Below are 16867 nucleotides of genomic sequence, written 5' to 3'. Positions count from 1 at the left end.
GGAAAAAGCTCTCGGCCACGGCATTATCATGACAGTTGCCTCGGCGACTCATGCTGGCAACCAAATTGTTCGCCTTCAAAAAGCTGCGCCAATCGGAGCTGCTGTACTGGCTACCTTGGTCGCTATGAACCATTACCTCTTGTTTCGGTTTACGCCTCCAAACCGCCATCAATAACGCATCAATAGCCAAATCACTGGTCATCTGAGACTTCATTGACCAGCCTACAACCTGACGAGAAAACAGATCCAGCACCACAGCCAAGTACAACCAGCCTTCATATGTACGAATGTAGGTGATGTCGGTGACCCAAACCTTGTTGGGTTCCACGACATCGAACTGGCGCTTCAGCAAATTGGGTGAGGCGACCGCTGGCTTACCGCCGTACTTTCCAGGGCGACGTCGATACCCTGTCTGAGAGCGCAGACCTTCAAGACGCATCAGCCTCGCTACACGATGGCGACCACAGTCTTCACCGACCTCGCGCAGATCGTCATGGATTTTGCGATAGCCATAAACGCCGCCACTTTCCAGCCATGAATGCTTGATCAAACCCAGCAGTCGTTGGTCGTCTTTGGCGCGTGCAGATTGCGGCTCAGACAACCAGGCGTAATACCCACTGGGGTGGACTTTCAGCGTCAGGCAAAGCCGTCGTATGGAATAGTCATCTGCTCGCTGCTTGATAAAGGCGTACTTCAACCGCACTCCTTGGCAAAGTACGCGGCGGCCTTTTTTAAGATGTCTCGCTCTTCAGTAACCCGCTTGAGTTCTGCTCGCAGACGACGCAGTTCAGCGTGCTGATCATCGTCCTGCTGCCGTTCTTCTTGAGGTTTGCTGTAGCGCTTTATCCAGGCGTAGAGGCTATGCGTCGACACGCCAAGACGGGCCGCTACATCAGCGACAGGCAGCTTCTTTTCGGTCACTTGATTGACCGCTTGGATTTTGAATTCTTCGGGGTAACGCGGGTTGCTCATGGCACCTCCTAATTGGCCTCAGTTTAAGGCAAAGAGGTGTCTACGAAACCCGGGGCGATTCAGCACTTGATCATGGGAAAGATCAACCAGAAAGTCTCGGGCCTGAATTATCGATCGCGTACGTTCATGCGGCATCGTCATCATTGACTCCTTAGCGAGGAGAACGATCAAGGTTTGCGCCAGTGCATCAAGGAGAGATGCTCAATCTCAGTCGCGCTTTTTTTTGACGGCCGGGAATAGAACCTTAACGCTTTTTAGGTTCACCTCGGTGTTCACACCCAAGTGTGTGTAGGTTCGATCAGGAACCTTGAAAAGTGGAACTCGCTCACCCTGTTGATTAGTCGCCTCACTTGCCTCGAGGAGCGGCTCCATTTTCCATTGGCCGGTTTCATTTACAAAACCTGGCGTCACATACTGAATGGAGTGCACCCGAAATGACTCGTGCTGGACCTTGAGAATGTCTTTCAACGCGTCAAATGAGGAGACCATGAGCATTTCCCCAACGAATTCATTGCCGTATCGAACGCGTGCTTCGAGGTAAAACCAAGGGATCATGACCGTCTGCCGCATGTACGGACGCCCCAGAAAATCGGCATTGAAAAGGCTGGAAATGATCGTCGGCCCTTCATGATTCTTGCTCATCGCTGGTACCTCAGCATCTCGAATGCACAATATATGTTGTAGTCATATATTGCGCAATGTCGCCTTATCGTTCCTTTTGTGGGTAAGCAAAATGGAACTGAAAGAAGCATTTGGGGCGACACTGCGACAGGCTCGCCTTCAGAAAGGCCTGACGCAGGAGCATTTTTCTTTAGTGAGCAGCCGTACCAATGTCAGCTTACTTGAGCGAGGAGGCACTAGCCCGACGCTGGAAAAGCTAGAGTCGTTGTGCTCCGTGCTAGGAGTTCATCCAGTCACCTTGGTGGCAGCATGCTACATGCGAAAGGAGTGCTCACCGGGAATCGAAGATTTTCTGAGACAAATTGATTCTGAATTACAGAGCCTACAAGTCGATAAACCATCCACGGATTAATGATCACCGTGAACGCCAGCTGCTATTGTCGATTGAAAACGCCATCATTGAAGATCTCCGCGACGGATCGAATCTGGTCACTGGCTTGAAGATGAGATCCTTCACACTCTCAAAAAAAGCTAACGAGTCTGGCTCGCTGCTCAAACGAGCAGAGGTGATCACCCAATGCCCCCTGTGCGTCACGAGCGCCGGCAAGGACTAGGACGTTGGAGCAGAATAAGTGGATACCAGGTGGGGCAGGGGGAGCCCACTACGGCTCGTGAAGACCGCAGCGGGTGCGATTCCTGTCAATATGACCGCAGGATCATGGCAGACGATCTCACTGCCGGTACAATGGCATCCTCTTTTCGCCAGGTGCAAATTCCGATGGATAGCAGCAATGGCAAATCAAACACTCAAATGGTCGCAATTGCGGTCGCGAAGCTCAGACGCATGCATCAGTCAGCAGGGTATAAAACCTTCTTTTCCGTCGAGGCAATCGAAGCATTTTCCAAGGTCGAAAAGTCTAGATTTGCAGGACGGCCTTACTGATACTGCGGGACCAGGTTGCGCAAACAATGAACCATGAGCTGGAGTCCCGACTGCAAAAAAGTTTCAGATTTGCGGATATCCTTACACGAGAGTTTCAAATTTACATTTCAGAGGCAGTGCCCCATCGGCTTTTTTGATGGAAAAGTTTCAAATTCATGGAATCGCAAGGAAATGGACAAACAAGTTGCAACACCATTGAAACGGCATTCGTTTAACATAATATACATTATGCGCACCTTCGTATTCTCACGCGGGGTCCATGGTGGTCAGATTTGAAGCCTGGCTGTGGCCCCCCCTTAAAGATGGCACCTTAAGTGGCGCCACTCATTTTCGTTTCGAAAGCCTTGTAAACCGAGCTTCTGCGAACATTCCACACCCTCGGAGATCACCATTCCAGCGCTTCTAAATCTGACGGAATTTGGCCCTAACACATGGACTGACTACTTTTTGTGAGTTCTGGACGCCGTATGCCGCGTAGAAATGCTTCCGGGTGTGCTCGTAAGCGTCCATTTCGAGCAGATTCCTCCAGTGCAAAAAAGAACCCGAATGCATGAATTCTCTTAAAAACGGCTGAAACCTTTAAAAATGACCCAGCCTTAGCCCAGTGAATACGATGGTTTGCGATTCTCTGATACCTACAAAGCGCTCGAAATATATGCTTGGCTGCGTAGGTTCGATCTTTCTCCATGAGAGCGTTCCAATCTCATCGACCGGTAAGCGAAGATCGAGAAAGATCGGATATCAGGGCAGCAGTCCGGAAGCTACTCCTAGGTTGTCTAAACCTGGCGTGCGCCGTGAGGGCTAAGCTTGGTTGGGTGCGTGCAACACCGGCGTGCGTTGTGTAAATAAACATCAGAGCGAGCGCTCGATATGTAAGCTCAGAGAGGATTCAAACGCGGAGAATAGCGTTTTAGGGGCGAAAGGAGAGTATCTAAGGGAGCTTCCAGACTGAAGCTTCGAAGAAGCTTCATTATAAAATCACTAATAGTTCTGGATTTCAAGAGTCTTTCTTGTGGGCTGACAACTGGTTGTTCTCGATGCCCGCTCCCTCATTTAAAAGAAAACTTTTTAAAATGATCTAAATCTTTAAAACTGGTCAGACCCACTAATTATGGAGGTTGCTGTCGTGCAGCCCGTATTATTGGGGCTATGCAGCTAAAACACTTTTAAAGATGGCTGAATCTTTTAAAAGTGAACCCTAGATTATGGTTGTCGTGAAGACGAATTCCCCTATCTAAAGCGCTATTGGTTCCTCCCAATAACTTCGTACTTTGAGTGCGAGACTCGCATAGGTTGGGGCTTGTGGCCGTGAATTCGGTGTTTCTCAGCCGGGGCCAGGTCAAAACTGTCAATATATAAATAATTAATTTCTAGTTGCCTGGTTATTAGCTAAGCCTTGAAAGAGAAAACTTGCAAAGCTATGTTGGCTGTGTATAACCTACATGCCATCGATCAATGGTTAGGGCTATGCGATGAGCGATTCATTTAGGCAGACGGACACGCTCGCCTCGAATAAACGAAAGGACAAGCCCCCTACTTCCGATAACTCCCAGAATCGGAAATCTGCAATGCAGCATCCCGTGAAGGATAACAAGATGCCGGCCCCGTATCCGTTGTTCAACACCTATAAAGAATTCGTCAATCACACTCGCGATGAACCTGACCCGTGTCTACCGCTGGTGATGAACTATTTGGCGAACTTTGATGCGCATCTGAAACCCGTGGACGGTTTCGAAGCTGTTCGTGGTTTTCTGCGTTCATACTCCAACGTCGAGGCGACATTCGTTTCATATCGCACCCATGCCGAGCGCCTGCTGCTTTGGGCATTGTTGATTAGAAAGAAGCCCCTGATGGAGCTGCGTCGCGCAGACGCCGAAGCCTTCTTGGAGTTCTGCATGGCCCCACCCATAGGTTGGCTTGGCCCCGTGACACGCAGCAGGTTTCTGATCGTGGCATCCGACAAAGATTTACAGCTTTGTCCAAATCCACGCTGGCACCCATTCACGGTGAAGACAGCGAATCGCATAGGTAATGCAGAAGATCTTGACGGCCCCGTTGCTGGTGTTCCGTACCAGCCATCTCGAGGGAGCATTTCCCAAGTTTTCTCGGTTTGCAGCAGTTTGTACGAATATGGTCTCGATGAGGGCCTGACGTCGACGAATCCCTTCAGGGCGATCAAACAGAAATCGCGATTCAAAGCGTCGCGTTCAATGGTGCAAACCGGACGTGCCCTTACGCCTCTTCAATGGGACTTCGTACTGACCACCGCCGAAAAAATGGCCGCATTGGTTCCTGAAAAACATGAACGCACCCTGTTCATCGCCGCGACGTTGTTTTCGATGTACCTACGCGTTTCGGATGTCTGTGGTCGGGTGAATTGGCAGCCCACAATGGGCTCCTTCAAGATGGATCATGAAGGCAATTGGTGGTTCCACCTCGTTGGTAAGGGCGACAAAGGCGCCAAGGTAGCTGTAAGACCCGAATACATTGATCGTTATTTAAAGCGCTACCGACGGTTCATGGGGCTTTCTGAACTGCCATTACCTAATGAGCAGACCCCTCTTATTGCGACTCTGAATGGTCGTCCAGGTTTATCAACTCGAATGGTTCATTTGATCATCCAAAAGCTATTCGACCGGGCTGTTAATGAAATGGTTAACGAAGATCGCCAACCTGGCGAAATCGAAGCTCTGCGGGTGGCCTCCACGCACTGGCTAAGGCATACAGCTGCGACACTTGATGCCCCTTGGCGAGACTCCAAGGACTTGCAGATGGATCTACGTCACAACAATTTGTCCACTACTCAGGATATCTACTACAGCAGTTATGAAAATAAGCGCTCGTACTCGCTTAAAAAACTGGGTTTGAAAAATCGTGAATAATTTTCAGAGACAACTGGTAGAAAAAATCATGGAATCAATGCCCCGTCCTTGCTTTGAAGCGCTGGAAGAATTTTCACGGCTAGACCCAGACACCCTTGATGGTGAGCTGCCTGTAATTCAGCGTTTTCTCAACAGTTGCCCAGCCAGCAGTATGCCAACAAAAAGCTACGTGCTCGTTAAGCAGTTTTTGATTAAGCATGCCAAATCTACGCGCTATTCAAACTACCGAAGGTATATCGAGCGACTTTTACTCTGGAGTATTTTGGAGGCAAAAAAAACCATAACTGATTTGAATGAAGGTGACATTCAAGAGTTTATGAGTTTCTGCACATCTCCCCCGGACTCCTGGGTGGCAGATAAGTCTTGTCGGCGATTCACTCTCGGCAAACTGAGACAGGTAATAGAATTTCGCCCCACATGGCGTCCGTTTAGCTTTGATCAGACGTCTATTGGGGAAGACGGTACTCGCTTAACGTACATAGCTGGTAGAGGCGCGCTCGCTAAACAGTGGTCTGTGGTCGCAACTTTTTTTCTGCATCTGCACGACAGTGGAATTATACCAGTCAACCCTGCGCGAAGGCTGCACGCTGCCGGCATCTACTCTATGAATCTTCCTATTCACAAAGGTGCGAATGTTTTCACTGACGAAGAGTTTGCGGTCTTGATGTTGACGCTCAGCGACATGGCAGATGAGGAAATCCAAAATGAACGTACGCTACTCATGATCGCGTCAGTTTATTATCTTAGGATGCAGCCATCTGAGATCGACAGTTTAGGGGGGCAACTAACGTTCAGTGCGCTGGGGCTCATGCGCGATGGGACTTACGATTTAGATGTGGACAGTTTCCCGAGCAATCGAGCATGGAAAATCCATCCTGAGTTTGTAGCTAAGTATGTGAATCGTTATCGTGAAAAACTTGGCCGAAAATCCCTTCCATTGGAGCGTGATCACACATTGTTGTTCGGGAAGATTCGTGGGAAAGGTTCGATAAGTTCAACTCATGCGAGACTTTTATTCCGGACTGTATGTCAGTTCGTCATTGATCGGCTTACCGAAAGCGGATATGAAGTCTCGCCTGACTCAGGGTTCCGTAAGGCGAGTCTATTCTGGTTGCGAGAAACAAGTATGCACCACAGCGCAAGGACGATGCGGATGGAGGACGTAATCAGGCTTGTGCGAAAATCAAACGCGGAAAGTGTCTACCGACGTTTCTTTGCGTGGCGTGGTTAGTATCTAGAATGTCTGCCCTACTTTTTTCGAGGGTATTCCTATGAAACCTTTTTAACTCAACTAAATAGTCATTTAGTTGAGTTGGTTGTACTACTTTGCTCGCGGGCTGAATCTATGCATCAGCCACGCGACATTATTGTGAACGCCATCTTCTCCAAGACATTGCTCCTCAGCGACTACTGGGGTAGGTCGTAAATCAAGCCATTCGCCAAGCGGGCACTTCGTCCCTGGAAGCACCTGCTCATCGGCCATGGAGGTTCAGAAAGCTCGAGCCACATCGTTGCATTACGATGGTGCGCACCCTACCGGGACGGCTGGCGTGAATCGTGCCCCCTCCGCGCGCGGTGTCTCGGCTCTGTGGGCGCTCATTCCCACGCCTGCGTGCTCCGCTTGCTCAAAGCAGTTCGATTGTTCAACGCCAGTCCGACACATTGAGGCGGATGGTTAGAACGCGAGGGCGATGCGGCTTGCCCTTGCGTTGGCCCGAGTCAAGTCATTGATACGATTACGGCGTGCTACCATATCGCCACCCTCCCCTGAGTTTATTTACCCCAGGTAATCGCCATGGACGATGTAGTCATAACGCATTCGGATGTGTACCAGAGCTGGCAAACCCACCTGTTCAACTTCAGTCTCGACGATCCCAAAACGAATGCACCTGGGTTGCGCAAACCGCAGTTGGCTGCGCTTTACGCCACCCTGGGGCATCTGGTGGTCGACCCCTCCTCCACCGCTACGGTGGTTATGCCCACAGGGACAGGGAAGACTGACACCATGCTCGGGCTTATCATCGCTGCTAGAATGGCAAGAACATTGATCCTGGTTCCATCAGACGCTCTCCGTACGCAATTGGTGGGCAAGTGCACGGAGATGAAGACGCTTCGCACCGTTGGGGCCGTATCGGACAAGGCGCGCAATCCTATCGTTGCAGCCATCGATTCAGTGCTGTCTGAAGCGCAGGTTGCTGCGTTGGCTAACGCCAATATCATTGTGGCCACTCCCCAGGCTCTGCTGTTATTTGAAGACGCCGCCTTGGGGGCGCTCGTGAACATGTGTAGCCATCTGATGATCGATGAGGCTCACCATGTCGTGGCAGCCAGTTGGAATCGAATCAGAACAGCCTTCAGGGGCAAACCATGTATTCAGTTCACAGCGACGCCGTTCCGGGAGGATGGTCTGGCTCTGGCCGGCAAGATCATCTACAACTACCCGCTCCGGGATGCGCAGCTTGACGGCTATTTCAAAGGTATCGAGTTCCATCCAGTACGAGAATACAACCTCAAGCTGTCCGATCAGGCCATCGCAGACAAAGCTGTTGAGCTGCTGAGGGCTGACCTCGAGGCTGGATATAACCATCTGATGATGGTGCGGGCCAAGTCGCACAAGCGGGCGACTGACCTGTTCGAGCTTTATAAGCAGCACGCCGACCTGACCCCCGTGCTGATCCATAGCAAGGTGCCAAACCAAGCCAAGGTGATGGCGGAGATCGTCAAAAAAAAGCACCGGATCATCGTCTGCGTTGACATGCTTGGGGAAGGCTTCGATCTGCCCGAACTCAAGATCGCGGCCATTCATGATCAGCACCAAAGTCCTGCTGTTACACTCCAATTCATTGGCCGGCTGACGAGGGTTGATGCCGCCCTTGGTGATGCTAAGTTCGTGGCGAACATCGCTAACCAGAAGACCGACCACCAGATGGCAGACCTCTATAAAGAGAGTGCTGATTGGGGTGCAGTCATCCGCAACGTGAGCGAGCAAAAGGTCGGCCGGGAAATTAAGAAGGCGGACTTTAATGAGCAATTCGCCGACGGGGACGACGCCCAAGTGATTTTTGGCCTGAATCCGAATCCCAAAATCAGCGCGGTGGCATACCACGTTTCTCCCTCAGACTGGAGACCACAGCGGGCGCAGGATCTTGATGGACGCAGGGAAACGCTGCAGTACATCTCGATCAACGATCAGGCCGATACAGTGATTGCCGTGACTCGGAGAGAGACACTGGTTGGGTGGGCTCAGACCGAAGAAATCGTCGATACCAATTGGAATCTGTACATCGCGTTCTATGACAAAGCGCAGAAAACCCTGTTCATTCACACCTCGGGTGACGACACCCAGACAACTCGCTTTCTGAACTTGGTGGCCAAGGACTCTCGTCGCATCAATGGTGAGCCGGCCTTCCGTACGCTCCATGACATCAAGCTGATGAAACTGCAGAACGTTGGCCTGTCACGCGCCAGGAAAGACCTGCGGTTCACGATGCACGTGGGGCGCGATATCAACCAAGTGATTAGTGACATTGAGAAAGGCAACGCTACGAAGTCCAACATCTTCGCCACCGGGTTTGAGGGTGGAGAACGAACCACCGTGGGCTGCTCGCACAAGGGCAAGATCTGGGAGATGAGTTCCTCTCCGATCGACTACTGGGTCGAGTGGTGCAAGCGCATGGCGGTCAAGCTGAACGACAACACCATTGACCCTGGTGACGTACTCAAAAACGTCATGCGTATGGAGCAGATCAAGGGCAAGTGGCCGGAAGGCCTATTTTACGCCGACTGGCCTGTGTCGATCGCAATAGAAAACGAACAAAGGATCTCGCTGTATTTTCAAGGGGAAACTTTCAACCTTCTCGACGTCGAGCTTGGTAAGCCTGAGTACAGTGACCCGCAGACGTTGGAGATCCCCCTTTTGGTCGCGGGCAACGATGGCGAGGAGCGTCGCCTCACTACCATCTCTGTCAGGCTGTTGGAGGACGCATACAAGACGTCCTGCCCAGGTGTGAAGATCCTCTACCCCCACGAAATGCCGCTCGACTCTTACCTGGATGGAGACCCGCTTGTACTGCTCAAGGTCGACGGTTCCATGGTGCAGGGCAATTATCGTCAGTACTCGCTCAACAGTATGGATGTAAAACTGCCTGCCGGTTTGCTCGAACCCTGGGATTGGGGAGCGACGAAAATCCATCAAGAGTCTATGCGCGCAGAGCGACGTAAGGATTCAGTACAAGGTTTGACCTTTGACAAGATCGCTGATGACTACTCGATCGTATTCAATGATGACGGCAAAGGCGAAATCGCTGACTTGGTGGCAATTCGAGAAAGCAAGGACGCCATCTATGTAGACCTTTACCACTGCAAATTCTGCCCTATGACGAAGGGCGTGGCTGCTCCCGGGGCACGCGTTGAAGACGTCTATGAGGTATGCGGTCAGGCGTCGAGGTCGGTGAAATGGCTGTACACGGGAGATAAGTTCTTCAACCGACTGATGGATCGGTACCAGAAAGGATTGCTGAAGGATTTCGACAGAATCCTCAAAGGCACGCCTCAGCAGCTGGAGATACTCCGCAACAAGTGCCACGACCACGAGCTGATCTTCAAATTTGTGATCGTGCAGCCCGCGATATCAGCGAAGAAGGTGTCAAAGGAACAGCTTGCTGTATTGGGAACAAGCTACTCATACATCAAAAGCATCTCGGGATCGGACATCAAAGTCATCGTGAGCCCCTGATGCACCTACTCCGGCGGGACAGTGACCTGTTCCGCTGGTGTTGGTTTTAGCTGCAACGCCAGTGCCTTGGATTCATGGCGTTGACGCACGCATTATCAAGGCGTCCACTCCTCTGGGGAACGCTAAACTCCTTTCGGGCTTCCCAACTCCGCTTGTCCTGGACGGCGTTCGTGGGCAAGGGTATACCGGCTAGCTGTAATCCGCCCTACCCTTCAAATTCCAAGCTGATTTACCAGAACACGGAAGCTATGATGCTCTCTAGCATTCGCCGACGTAGAGCGTCGCCGGGCAAGAGCATGGAATTGTTCAATCCTGACAACCGCGCGGTATTATTCTCGTCAACTACATCTTGAAAGCAACGAACGATCGAGTCATCCGGCCACCGTTGTAGCTCGGTGTTTGTGCGTGTCAGTGCCCTGCTCAACCTGCAAAAAGGCTTCTGAACACTTGAAGCTCATCTCATCGGGTCGCGGGCTACTACCTTTTTTGAAAACGGTAGAGCACTCAATATCAACCTTCTGACCTAGATCGCTAGATATCTATCAGGCTCGCTTGAAAGACAACTGGTCGCCACTCAATGGACGAGCAACCAACCGCCTCATCGCTCTAACTTGTACTCGATCAGACCGATCCTTTGCAGGGCATCGTGACGAAGCGACATCCCAAGCGGTTCCTCACCTGCGTGCGCAGCGCTGGAGCTAGTTAGAAAACGTCTACCGATAACTGCGGTTGCAAAACCAGACGTCATCCGCTAGTGCTTCGTAAAGCACTTTTTTCCATCCATTGATCACCAAACCAGTCACCTGAGCGCCTGAACGAAGGAAGTCAGAGAAAGCTTCGGGGGGCTGCCTGCTGAAATAGTTCGCACCCATGTCCATCAGCATGCTGAGTTCTGATCCCGCTTGGATGCTGTACCGCTCGGCAATACCGAACAGGTCAAAATGATTAACTGCCCTTGCCTTGTCCTCATCATTCCAGTCATCAGGTGGACTGGCGCTGTAGATGATTGAGCAAGGGCTGGTGTGAGATACGGAAACACTGATCCACCTTTCCTCGAAAAATTGTCGTTTGTCCAGATATGGGTGAAGCGGTTGCCGATGCGGGTGGTCAATCAAGGGGTTGCGTTTGTCGGTATTGCAGTCACGGCAGGCAGGGATCAAGTTTTGGGGAACGATAGCCAGCTTCGGGTAGTTGGCTTTTGGCAAATAATGATCCAGGGTTCGCGGTCGTCCTATTCCTCCACATGTAGGACAATGGTCACCTGCAGCCACCAAAATAGAGTCGTAGAGTGCTCGGCCAGGTTCTCGCTGCACCATGTAGTATTCGTAGAGGTGAACGAGCTCGCTTTTTCGAATGTCATCGATCACGATGGGATCATCCCCCCTGGCCAACCTCAATGAGGGTAACTCCCACGTGGATCCGGCGGCGACTCTTTCGATAAATTCGGCGGCGTTGGCTGTGATACCTGGAAGAATACCCCTCATTCTATCTCTCTGATGATCATCAATTATCGCAGAGGTGCAGGCCATGTAGGCCTCCTCAGGAGTGCAACTCGGGGCTAACAATTGCTTCATGCCTGCACCTTTGAATCACGCTCAGCGATTAACGCCCGAAGAATTGCCTGCCCCTCAAGCCCCAATTTCCCACCGAATTTTCCAAGGATCACCTCAAAGGTATGTCCCTCGGCAGCTTCAGCTGCAAGAAGTGTATGAAAACCCGAGGATGCGACGTCCAATCCAAAAACTTCCCGGGTAAGAATCCCTACGTTCTCGCCGAACGTTTCAACTGTTGGCCGCTGCGCTGACGCCACCAAATTAGACCGATGAATTTTCCAGACACACGACGCAGGAATTTCCTGGAGCACCACCGGCGAATGCGTGGCCACGATCGCTACACCGTTGCGATCCAGAAGCAGCTCACTCAACGCCCTAATCAATGCCGATAGCAGTGGCGGATGCAAATGGCTTTCGGGCTCATCCATCAGGACGAGAGTTTTTTCCTCGACCCGCTCGACCAACTTGGTGATAGTCAGCAGCACGATCGAATGGCCTGAGCTAAGGTTCGAAAAGATTTCGTTGGCCGCCGTGCTCCATTCCTCGCCACTCAAAGACAAGAGCCTGTCGAATCCCAAACCTGCGAAATTCTCATCAGTTTGCAAAGTTTTGACGGCCTGTCGCCAACGGTTTCGCTTATGCGTTTCCCGCAGGCACCCTCTCATTCCGTCAATGAAGTCAGATTTGAGAGCGTCCCGGCGCTTTAACTCATGCCATGCGTCCTCGCCTTTTGACTTTAGCCCGACATAGAAAAAACAGGTGCCTTTGGCTGGATCGGGCTGCTCTGGAGGTGGATCAAAGGGGTCAAATGCGCTAAAGGATACGAGCACTACGCTGCTGAAAAAATCAGGGGCAATAATCGCTCGCTGTTGCCCCCAAAACTGAACTTGGTAGATGGCATCTGCACCAGCGTGGCGATTGTGGATGGCATTGGTGATGCCATTGAGGATGGTGGTCTTTCCGATGCCGTTTCGCCCGATTAGCGCGTGCACATTTGTCAGGGGCGTCGAATCAACATTCACATCAAAACTCAACTCAATGCCGGCGGTAGAGCTATCCGCTTGCTTCGTGTAGACGAAAGAAAAATTGGTTCTGACAGCACCACCAAGTAGGACTCGCGTAAATTGATTCTTGACGCTGGCCAAGCTGACATTGCGCAACAACGAGATTGACAGCACGGGCTCGTCTATTATCGCTTCCAGGATTTCAGGGTTGGCAACGATGTCATTCATCCCTCGGAGGAAGTCAAACCGCAAATCATCGGAGGATAGGCTCGCGATTTTTTGGTAGTACTCCACGCTGGTACCGAGTGAGAAGAAGCCCTCTGGGAGACTTTGAAAAGAATCTGGAAGTTTGGAGCGTGTGGTTGTTGCGGTATCCTGCCCTTTGAATCCAATCTTGACATTCTCAAGGTTGTGAGCCGTGCCAGATTCGTCGTACGCGATGACATAAAACATTGTGACAAAGCTGTGGTCGTTCCAGCGGTCATATTTCAGGTAAGCAGTACTGGGTTTGCCACTCGGGAATTTTTCTTCCCTTCCTACGATGTGAAATTCCATTCTTCCCTGTTCCTGATACAACGCGATGTTCAGCGGCCATCTTCGCCAGCTGGTTCTCATGGTGGCATTTCAGCTTCGGAACCACAACGCGTGACGCGCAGATCAGGCCTAACACAGCGCTTATCTTCAATGGATACAGGAACTTGGCCTCCTGAATCCTACATTTCACCGCCGGCACCGCATTATCGTTTCGAGATTTTCAGTGGTTTAACGGCGGTGTGCGCCCGCAGTGGCCCAGTATATCGATGCATATGCTCGTTAGCGCCCTGCTCAACCTGCAATAAGGCTTCTGAACACGTGAAGCTCAGATCGTTGGCGTACGCTCCGTTATTGCCTTTTTTGAGCGGTAGAACACTCGATATTTACCTTCTGACCTAAATCGGCAGGTATCAATCAGACCCACTGGAAAGACAACTGGTCGCCACTCAATGGACGCGCAACCAACCGCCTCATCGCTTTGACTTGAACCGCTTCACGCCGCACGTCAGATCGCCGAACATCATCCGGTTGCCGAGAAACTGAGGAGGTGGTTTAAGCATTTCACCCGTTAGCGCTTGCTACCGCAGATTTTCGGGCCGCTTCTAGCGCTTTTCTGGCTTTGATGACATGCCATTGAGATGGCATCGAGTGACTGGTGGAGAGGGGCGCCCCGCTTTTGCGGCGTCGCCGCCACCTTTTCTTTGCCTCCAAAGAAAGCTCCTCACTTCCAAAAATTTGGACAAAGTGCACCTGCGGTGGTACTCGCACGTCTGGAGTTTATGGCTTGCCAGGCCCTGCCCACGTGGCCCCTCTGTTTAGGACGATTGATCGTGGGGCAATGCGGCCTGCGCTCTGAGATCTATGGCGCGCACTCGATGCGCAGAGGTCTGTGTGGGCGTCAGCTCAGGCTGGGATATGAAGACGCTGACGGATTATGTAGTCTGGAGCAGACCTCGAGTCTGCCCAGAAAATCGTGTGTCTTATCGTGTGTCTTCAAAATAAGCCTGCAGGGAGGCAATTTGGCCAAGCTTGACTTTATTTTCAGTGTCCATATGTGTGCCATCAGTGAGTCCATCTCTGTCATGAGAATGCTTGCAGAGCAGGCTGAAAAAAATGTGGTGCTCGCACTTAAAGAGGCGGACGAGCAAGGCGCAGTAAAAGAGCATGAGCACGAAGAAGAAGCTTATGATCAGTATGGTGAAAGCTACGTGCGGCAACGGACTTTCTACTCATGCGGCTCTTCTGTCGGTTATGACTATGACGAAGTGCTAATGACGCATAAGTTTATGATCACCCAACTCACGCGACGCTCAGCATTTCTTACGATGTTTGGGTTGTTCGAACACCGTATGAGTCAATGCTTGGGGTTTATGCTTGAACTCACTGGCTTTGAGGGAAAGCTCAAGGGTATGGGGCCAATAGAAAAGGCTCACTCGATGCTGAAAAAGGTCATTGGCGGCAAAGGCATCGCAGACCTGGATCATCTGACTGTTATCAGGAATGTAATGGCTCACAGCGACGGCACCGCTAAGGGCTATAGGGTAACAAGCACGCGCAAAGGCAGGAAGAACTCTTCGGAGAAAAGGATGTTGTCAGCCCTTCGCAAAACTAAGGGAATATCGGTCAACATTTTTGACGGTGTCTTGATGGACGAGGTTTTTTTGGAGTATGCCGTTTGCGAGTTTCATAGGTACGTGAATGAAATGGAGGCGGCGGTGCAGATGTATCATGCAGAAAATGAGTGTGCATCAAGTAAAATCCAGCGCAAGGGGTGGATAAGAAAGATCGTAGAGCTTTGGTTTTTCAGAATGTTCGCCTAGTACCTATCGAACCTGTCGAATGCTCAAGCCGAGTACTTGCTGTCTGACACTGATTGCCTATGGTGATGAACGACAGCGGCGGCCGCCTAAGACGCCGCTGAGGCGATTTCAAATCGTTGATGAAGCCATCGATCGCAAGGCGCGCCTCGACCCCAGTCTGAGGTGTTCATGGTCACGCCTCGATCAGACTTACTCTACGATTGATCTGATGCGAAACGCGAGAAGCGCTACTGCAACCACGCCTACCCATTGAGACCAAAAAGGCTCGAGCCAGCCGTAGGTATCCTCGTCAAGCCAAACGCTGAATGCGGGCATGAGTGCGATCCAGGATAGCCCGAGGCACCCTGGCCAGCTGTAGCTGAGGCCCACGCCTAGCAGCCCTTCGGCCCAGGCAGTACCCTAAGTGCCAGGCTAGACCCAGCCTTCCCAAGACAGCACCGGTAGTGGCGATGTCCAGATGTACCTGGTCAGCCAAGGTGACCACGGCGCAGAAACACAAAACCACGGCCAAACAGTCAAGATTCCGGCAGACGAGCTGCTGCTGTAACTTCCACGCATTGTTGTACCTCACTGATGAACGGTGATGTATCAATGCCATTAGGCTGTTTCGATTTCAACTCAACCTCGTGCACCTTCTCTCAGACCTCCTGAAACTGCGTGATGCCGTTGCCAAGCCATTCCTCTGTGTGCGCCTATTTCCAATCCCGCTTGCGTGCACTCACCCTACCCTCTGTTTCTCATGACCTGCGATGACCTGATGCCGGGTGAGCCCTCGCGAGGGCTGGTTGTTACCCCAGAGGAGATGGAAACCATCAAGCTCGACTTGCCCGTGATTGTTCAACGAGAGCGGCGCATTGCGGACAGTTTCCAGAGCTTCGTTCGCCCTCGCCTAAACCGCCCAATCACACCGTCCTGCAGGCAGCTCATGACCATCGAACAATGCGAGGTCGATTCTGCTTCTGGGTTTATCGACGCCATGCAGCGGCTTAATTGTTTCGCGAGCGGCTACGCCGGCGCTGCTTGGCTGTCTTGGGGTAAGTACGATGCTACTCAGATACGCCGCGATGGAACCATCAATCAAACCAGCAGCCTGCTTGAAAGCATCCCCCACTTCCACGTGAAGGACTGGTTCGAGCAGGTGTTTGGAGAGCAACCCGGTGGCCTGAAGCCTACTGTTGAGCGGCTTGGGTTAGCATGGGCCAGAACCTATCGGTCGCGGGATCGATGTTGCGAAGAACGTGGCAGCGGTATTGCTTCAATTTCTCGGCCAGCGAGCTGTTTGAATCAATCCATCGGCCTTGGGCCATTCAGGAACTGTTCCCACAAGGTGATGCACTCGCAGGCAAGCTCTCGAACGTCGAATGACTTGCCATTGCTCTCGACGCGGTAGCTACACTGCAATACCTCTCCACCGCCACTACCTACAAACCATGTGGAGTAAAGTTTCTGTGGTTGTGAGATGGTTGGCTGGTGGCTGGAGCGTGGTGTGCGCATGAGCTTGCAGTGCTTGGAACCATTCGCGAGATCCGCACAAATCCTGAGCGCCTCATTCAGATTGATGAACGTGTCGATCTCTCGCGCTCGCACGGCTGCCCCGTCTTGGTGGAGTGCCCAGTCCCTGACGTGATAGCAGTGGATGAAGAACGATAAGACATCGTCAAAGTATTCTTCTTCATCATGTCCTATCGATGAAAATACCCCTGCATACAGGCTCTCGATCCTTTTCAGGTAACGTTTGGCTCGGTTCAGTTGCTCCATGATCCATCCTCAATTCTCCGCCCACCTGGCTAGCCTGTACGGGCT

Annotated in this window: 11 protein-coding genes and 1 pseudogene; 6 read left to right on the top strand and 6 right to left on the bottom strand. The window is 51.6% G+C overall.

Going from position 1 to position 16867, the window contains the following annotated elements:
- From AD668_RS16565 to AD668_RS16555, 3 genes and pseudogenes are all read right to left on the bottom strand, one after another.
- A pseudogene (locus AD668_RS16565) lies at positions 1-972 on the bottom strand (IS3-like element ISPsy29 family transposase); the annotation flags it as partial.
- An 18-nt stretch (positions 973-990) separates the two neighbouring features.
- Positions 991-1107 carry a BPSL0761 family protein gene (locus tag AD668_RS30195; protein WP_305728999.1) on the bottom strand — a complete coding sequence of 39 codons (117 nt, stop codon included), beginning with the start codon at positions 1105-1107 and terminating at the stop codon, positions 991-993.
- A gap of 72 nt (positions 1108-1179) precedes the next feature.
- Entirely contained in the window at positions 1180-1614 is a 435-nt protein-coding gene (locus AD668_RS16555; RefSeq protein WP_053160629.1) for a hypothetical protein, read from the bottom strand.
- A 91-nt stretch (positions 1615-1705) separates the two neighbouring features.
- On the opposite strand from AD668_RS16555, the gene AD668_RS28870 reads away from it, so the two are divergent.
- From AD668_RS28870 to AD668_RS16530, 5 genes are all read left to right on the top strand, one after another.
- Positions 1706-2005 carry a helix-turn-helix domain-containing protein gene (locus tag AD668_RS28870; protein WP_082344497.1) on the top strand — a complete coding sequence of 100 codons (300 nt, stop codon included), beginning with the start codon at positions 1706-1708 and terminating at the stop codon, positions 2003-2005.
- A 306-nt stretch (positions 2006-2311) separates the two neighbouring features.
- Complete coding sequence (locus AD668_RS16545; protein WP_053160627.1) at positions 2312-2536, top strand: hypothetical protein; 225 nt, start codon at positions 2312-2314, stop codon at positions 2534-2536.
- 1595 nt (positions 2537-4131) lie between these two features.
- On the top strand, positions 4132-5418 hold the full coding sequence (locus AD668_RS16540) for a site-specific integrase (RefSeq protein WP_053160643.1): 1287 nt from the start codon (positions 4132-4134) through the stop codon (positions 5416-5418).
- Positions 5411-6649, top strand: coding sequence for a hypothetical protein (locus AD668_RS16535; protein WP_156322357.1), 1239 nt, complete (start codon positions 5411-5413; stop codon positions 6647-6649). The genes AD668_RS16540 and AD668_RS16535 overlap by 8 nt, the downstream gene beginning before the upstream one ends.
- Before the next feature lie 564 nt (positions 6650-7213).
- Complete coding sequence (locus tag AD668_RS16530) at positions 7214-10153, top strand: DEAD/DEAH box helicase (protein ID WP_053160625.1); 2940 nt, start codon at positions 7214-7216, stop codon at positions 10151-10153.
- A gap of 713 nt (positions 10154-10866) precedes the next feature.
- On the opposite strand, the gene AD668_RS16525 is transcribed toward AD668_RS16530, so the two are convergent.
- Entirely contained in the window at positions 10867-11727 is an 861-nt protein-coding gene (locus AD668_RS16525; RefSeq protein ID WP_256220691.1) for an HNH endonuclease, read from the bottom strand.
- Positions 11724-13265 carry an AAA family ATPase gene (locus AD668_RS16520; RefSeq protein WP_053160624.1) on the bottom strand — a complete coding sequence of 514 codons (1542 nt, stop codon included), beginning with the start codon at positions 13263-13265 and terminating at the stop codon, positions 11724-11726. The genes AD668_RS16525 and AD668_RS16520 overlap by 4 nt, the downstream gene beginning before the upstream one ends.
- Before the next feature lie 998 nt (positions 13266-14263).
- Here AD668_RS16520 and AD668_RS16515 point away from each other — a divergent pair.
- A complete protein-coding gene (locus tag AD668_RS16515; protein ID WP_177330208.1) occupies positions 14264-15064 on the top strand; it encodes a hypothetical protein in 801 nt (266 codons plus the stop codon).
- 1284 nt (positions 15065-16348) lie between these two features.
- Here the strand turns inward: AD668_RS16515 and AD668_RS16510 are convergent.
- Positions 16349-16822, bottom strand: a complete 474-nt coding sequence (locus AD668_RS16510; RefSeq protein WP_053160623.1) for a hypothetical protein — start codon at positions 16820-16822, stop codon at positions 16349-16351.
- Positions 16823-16867: the final 45 nt, after the last annotated feature.

The sequence above is a fragment of the Pseudomonas sp. P1.8 genome, assembly GCF_001269805.1.
Classification (GTDB): Bacteria; Pseudomonadota; Gammaproteobacteria; order Pseudomonadales; family Pseudomonadaceae; genus Aquipseudomonas.
The sequence above is the reverse complement of the archived record's forward strand: the minus strand, read 5'-3'. Positions and strand labels throughout refer to the sequence as shown.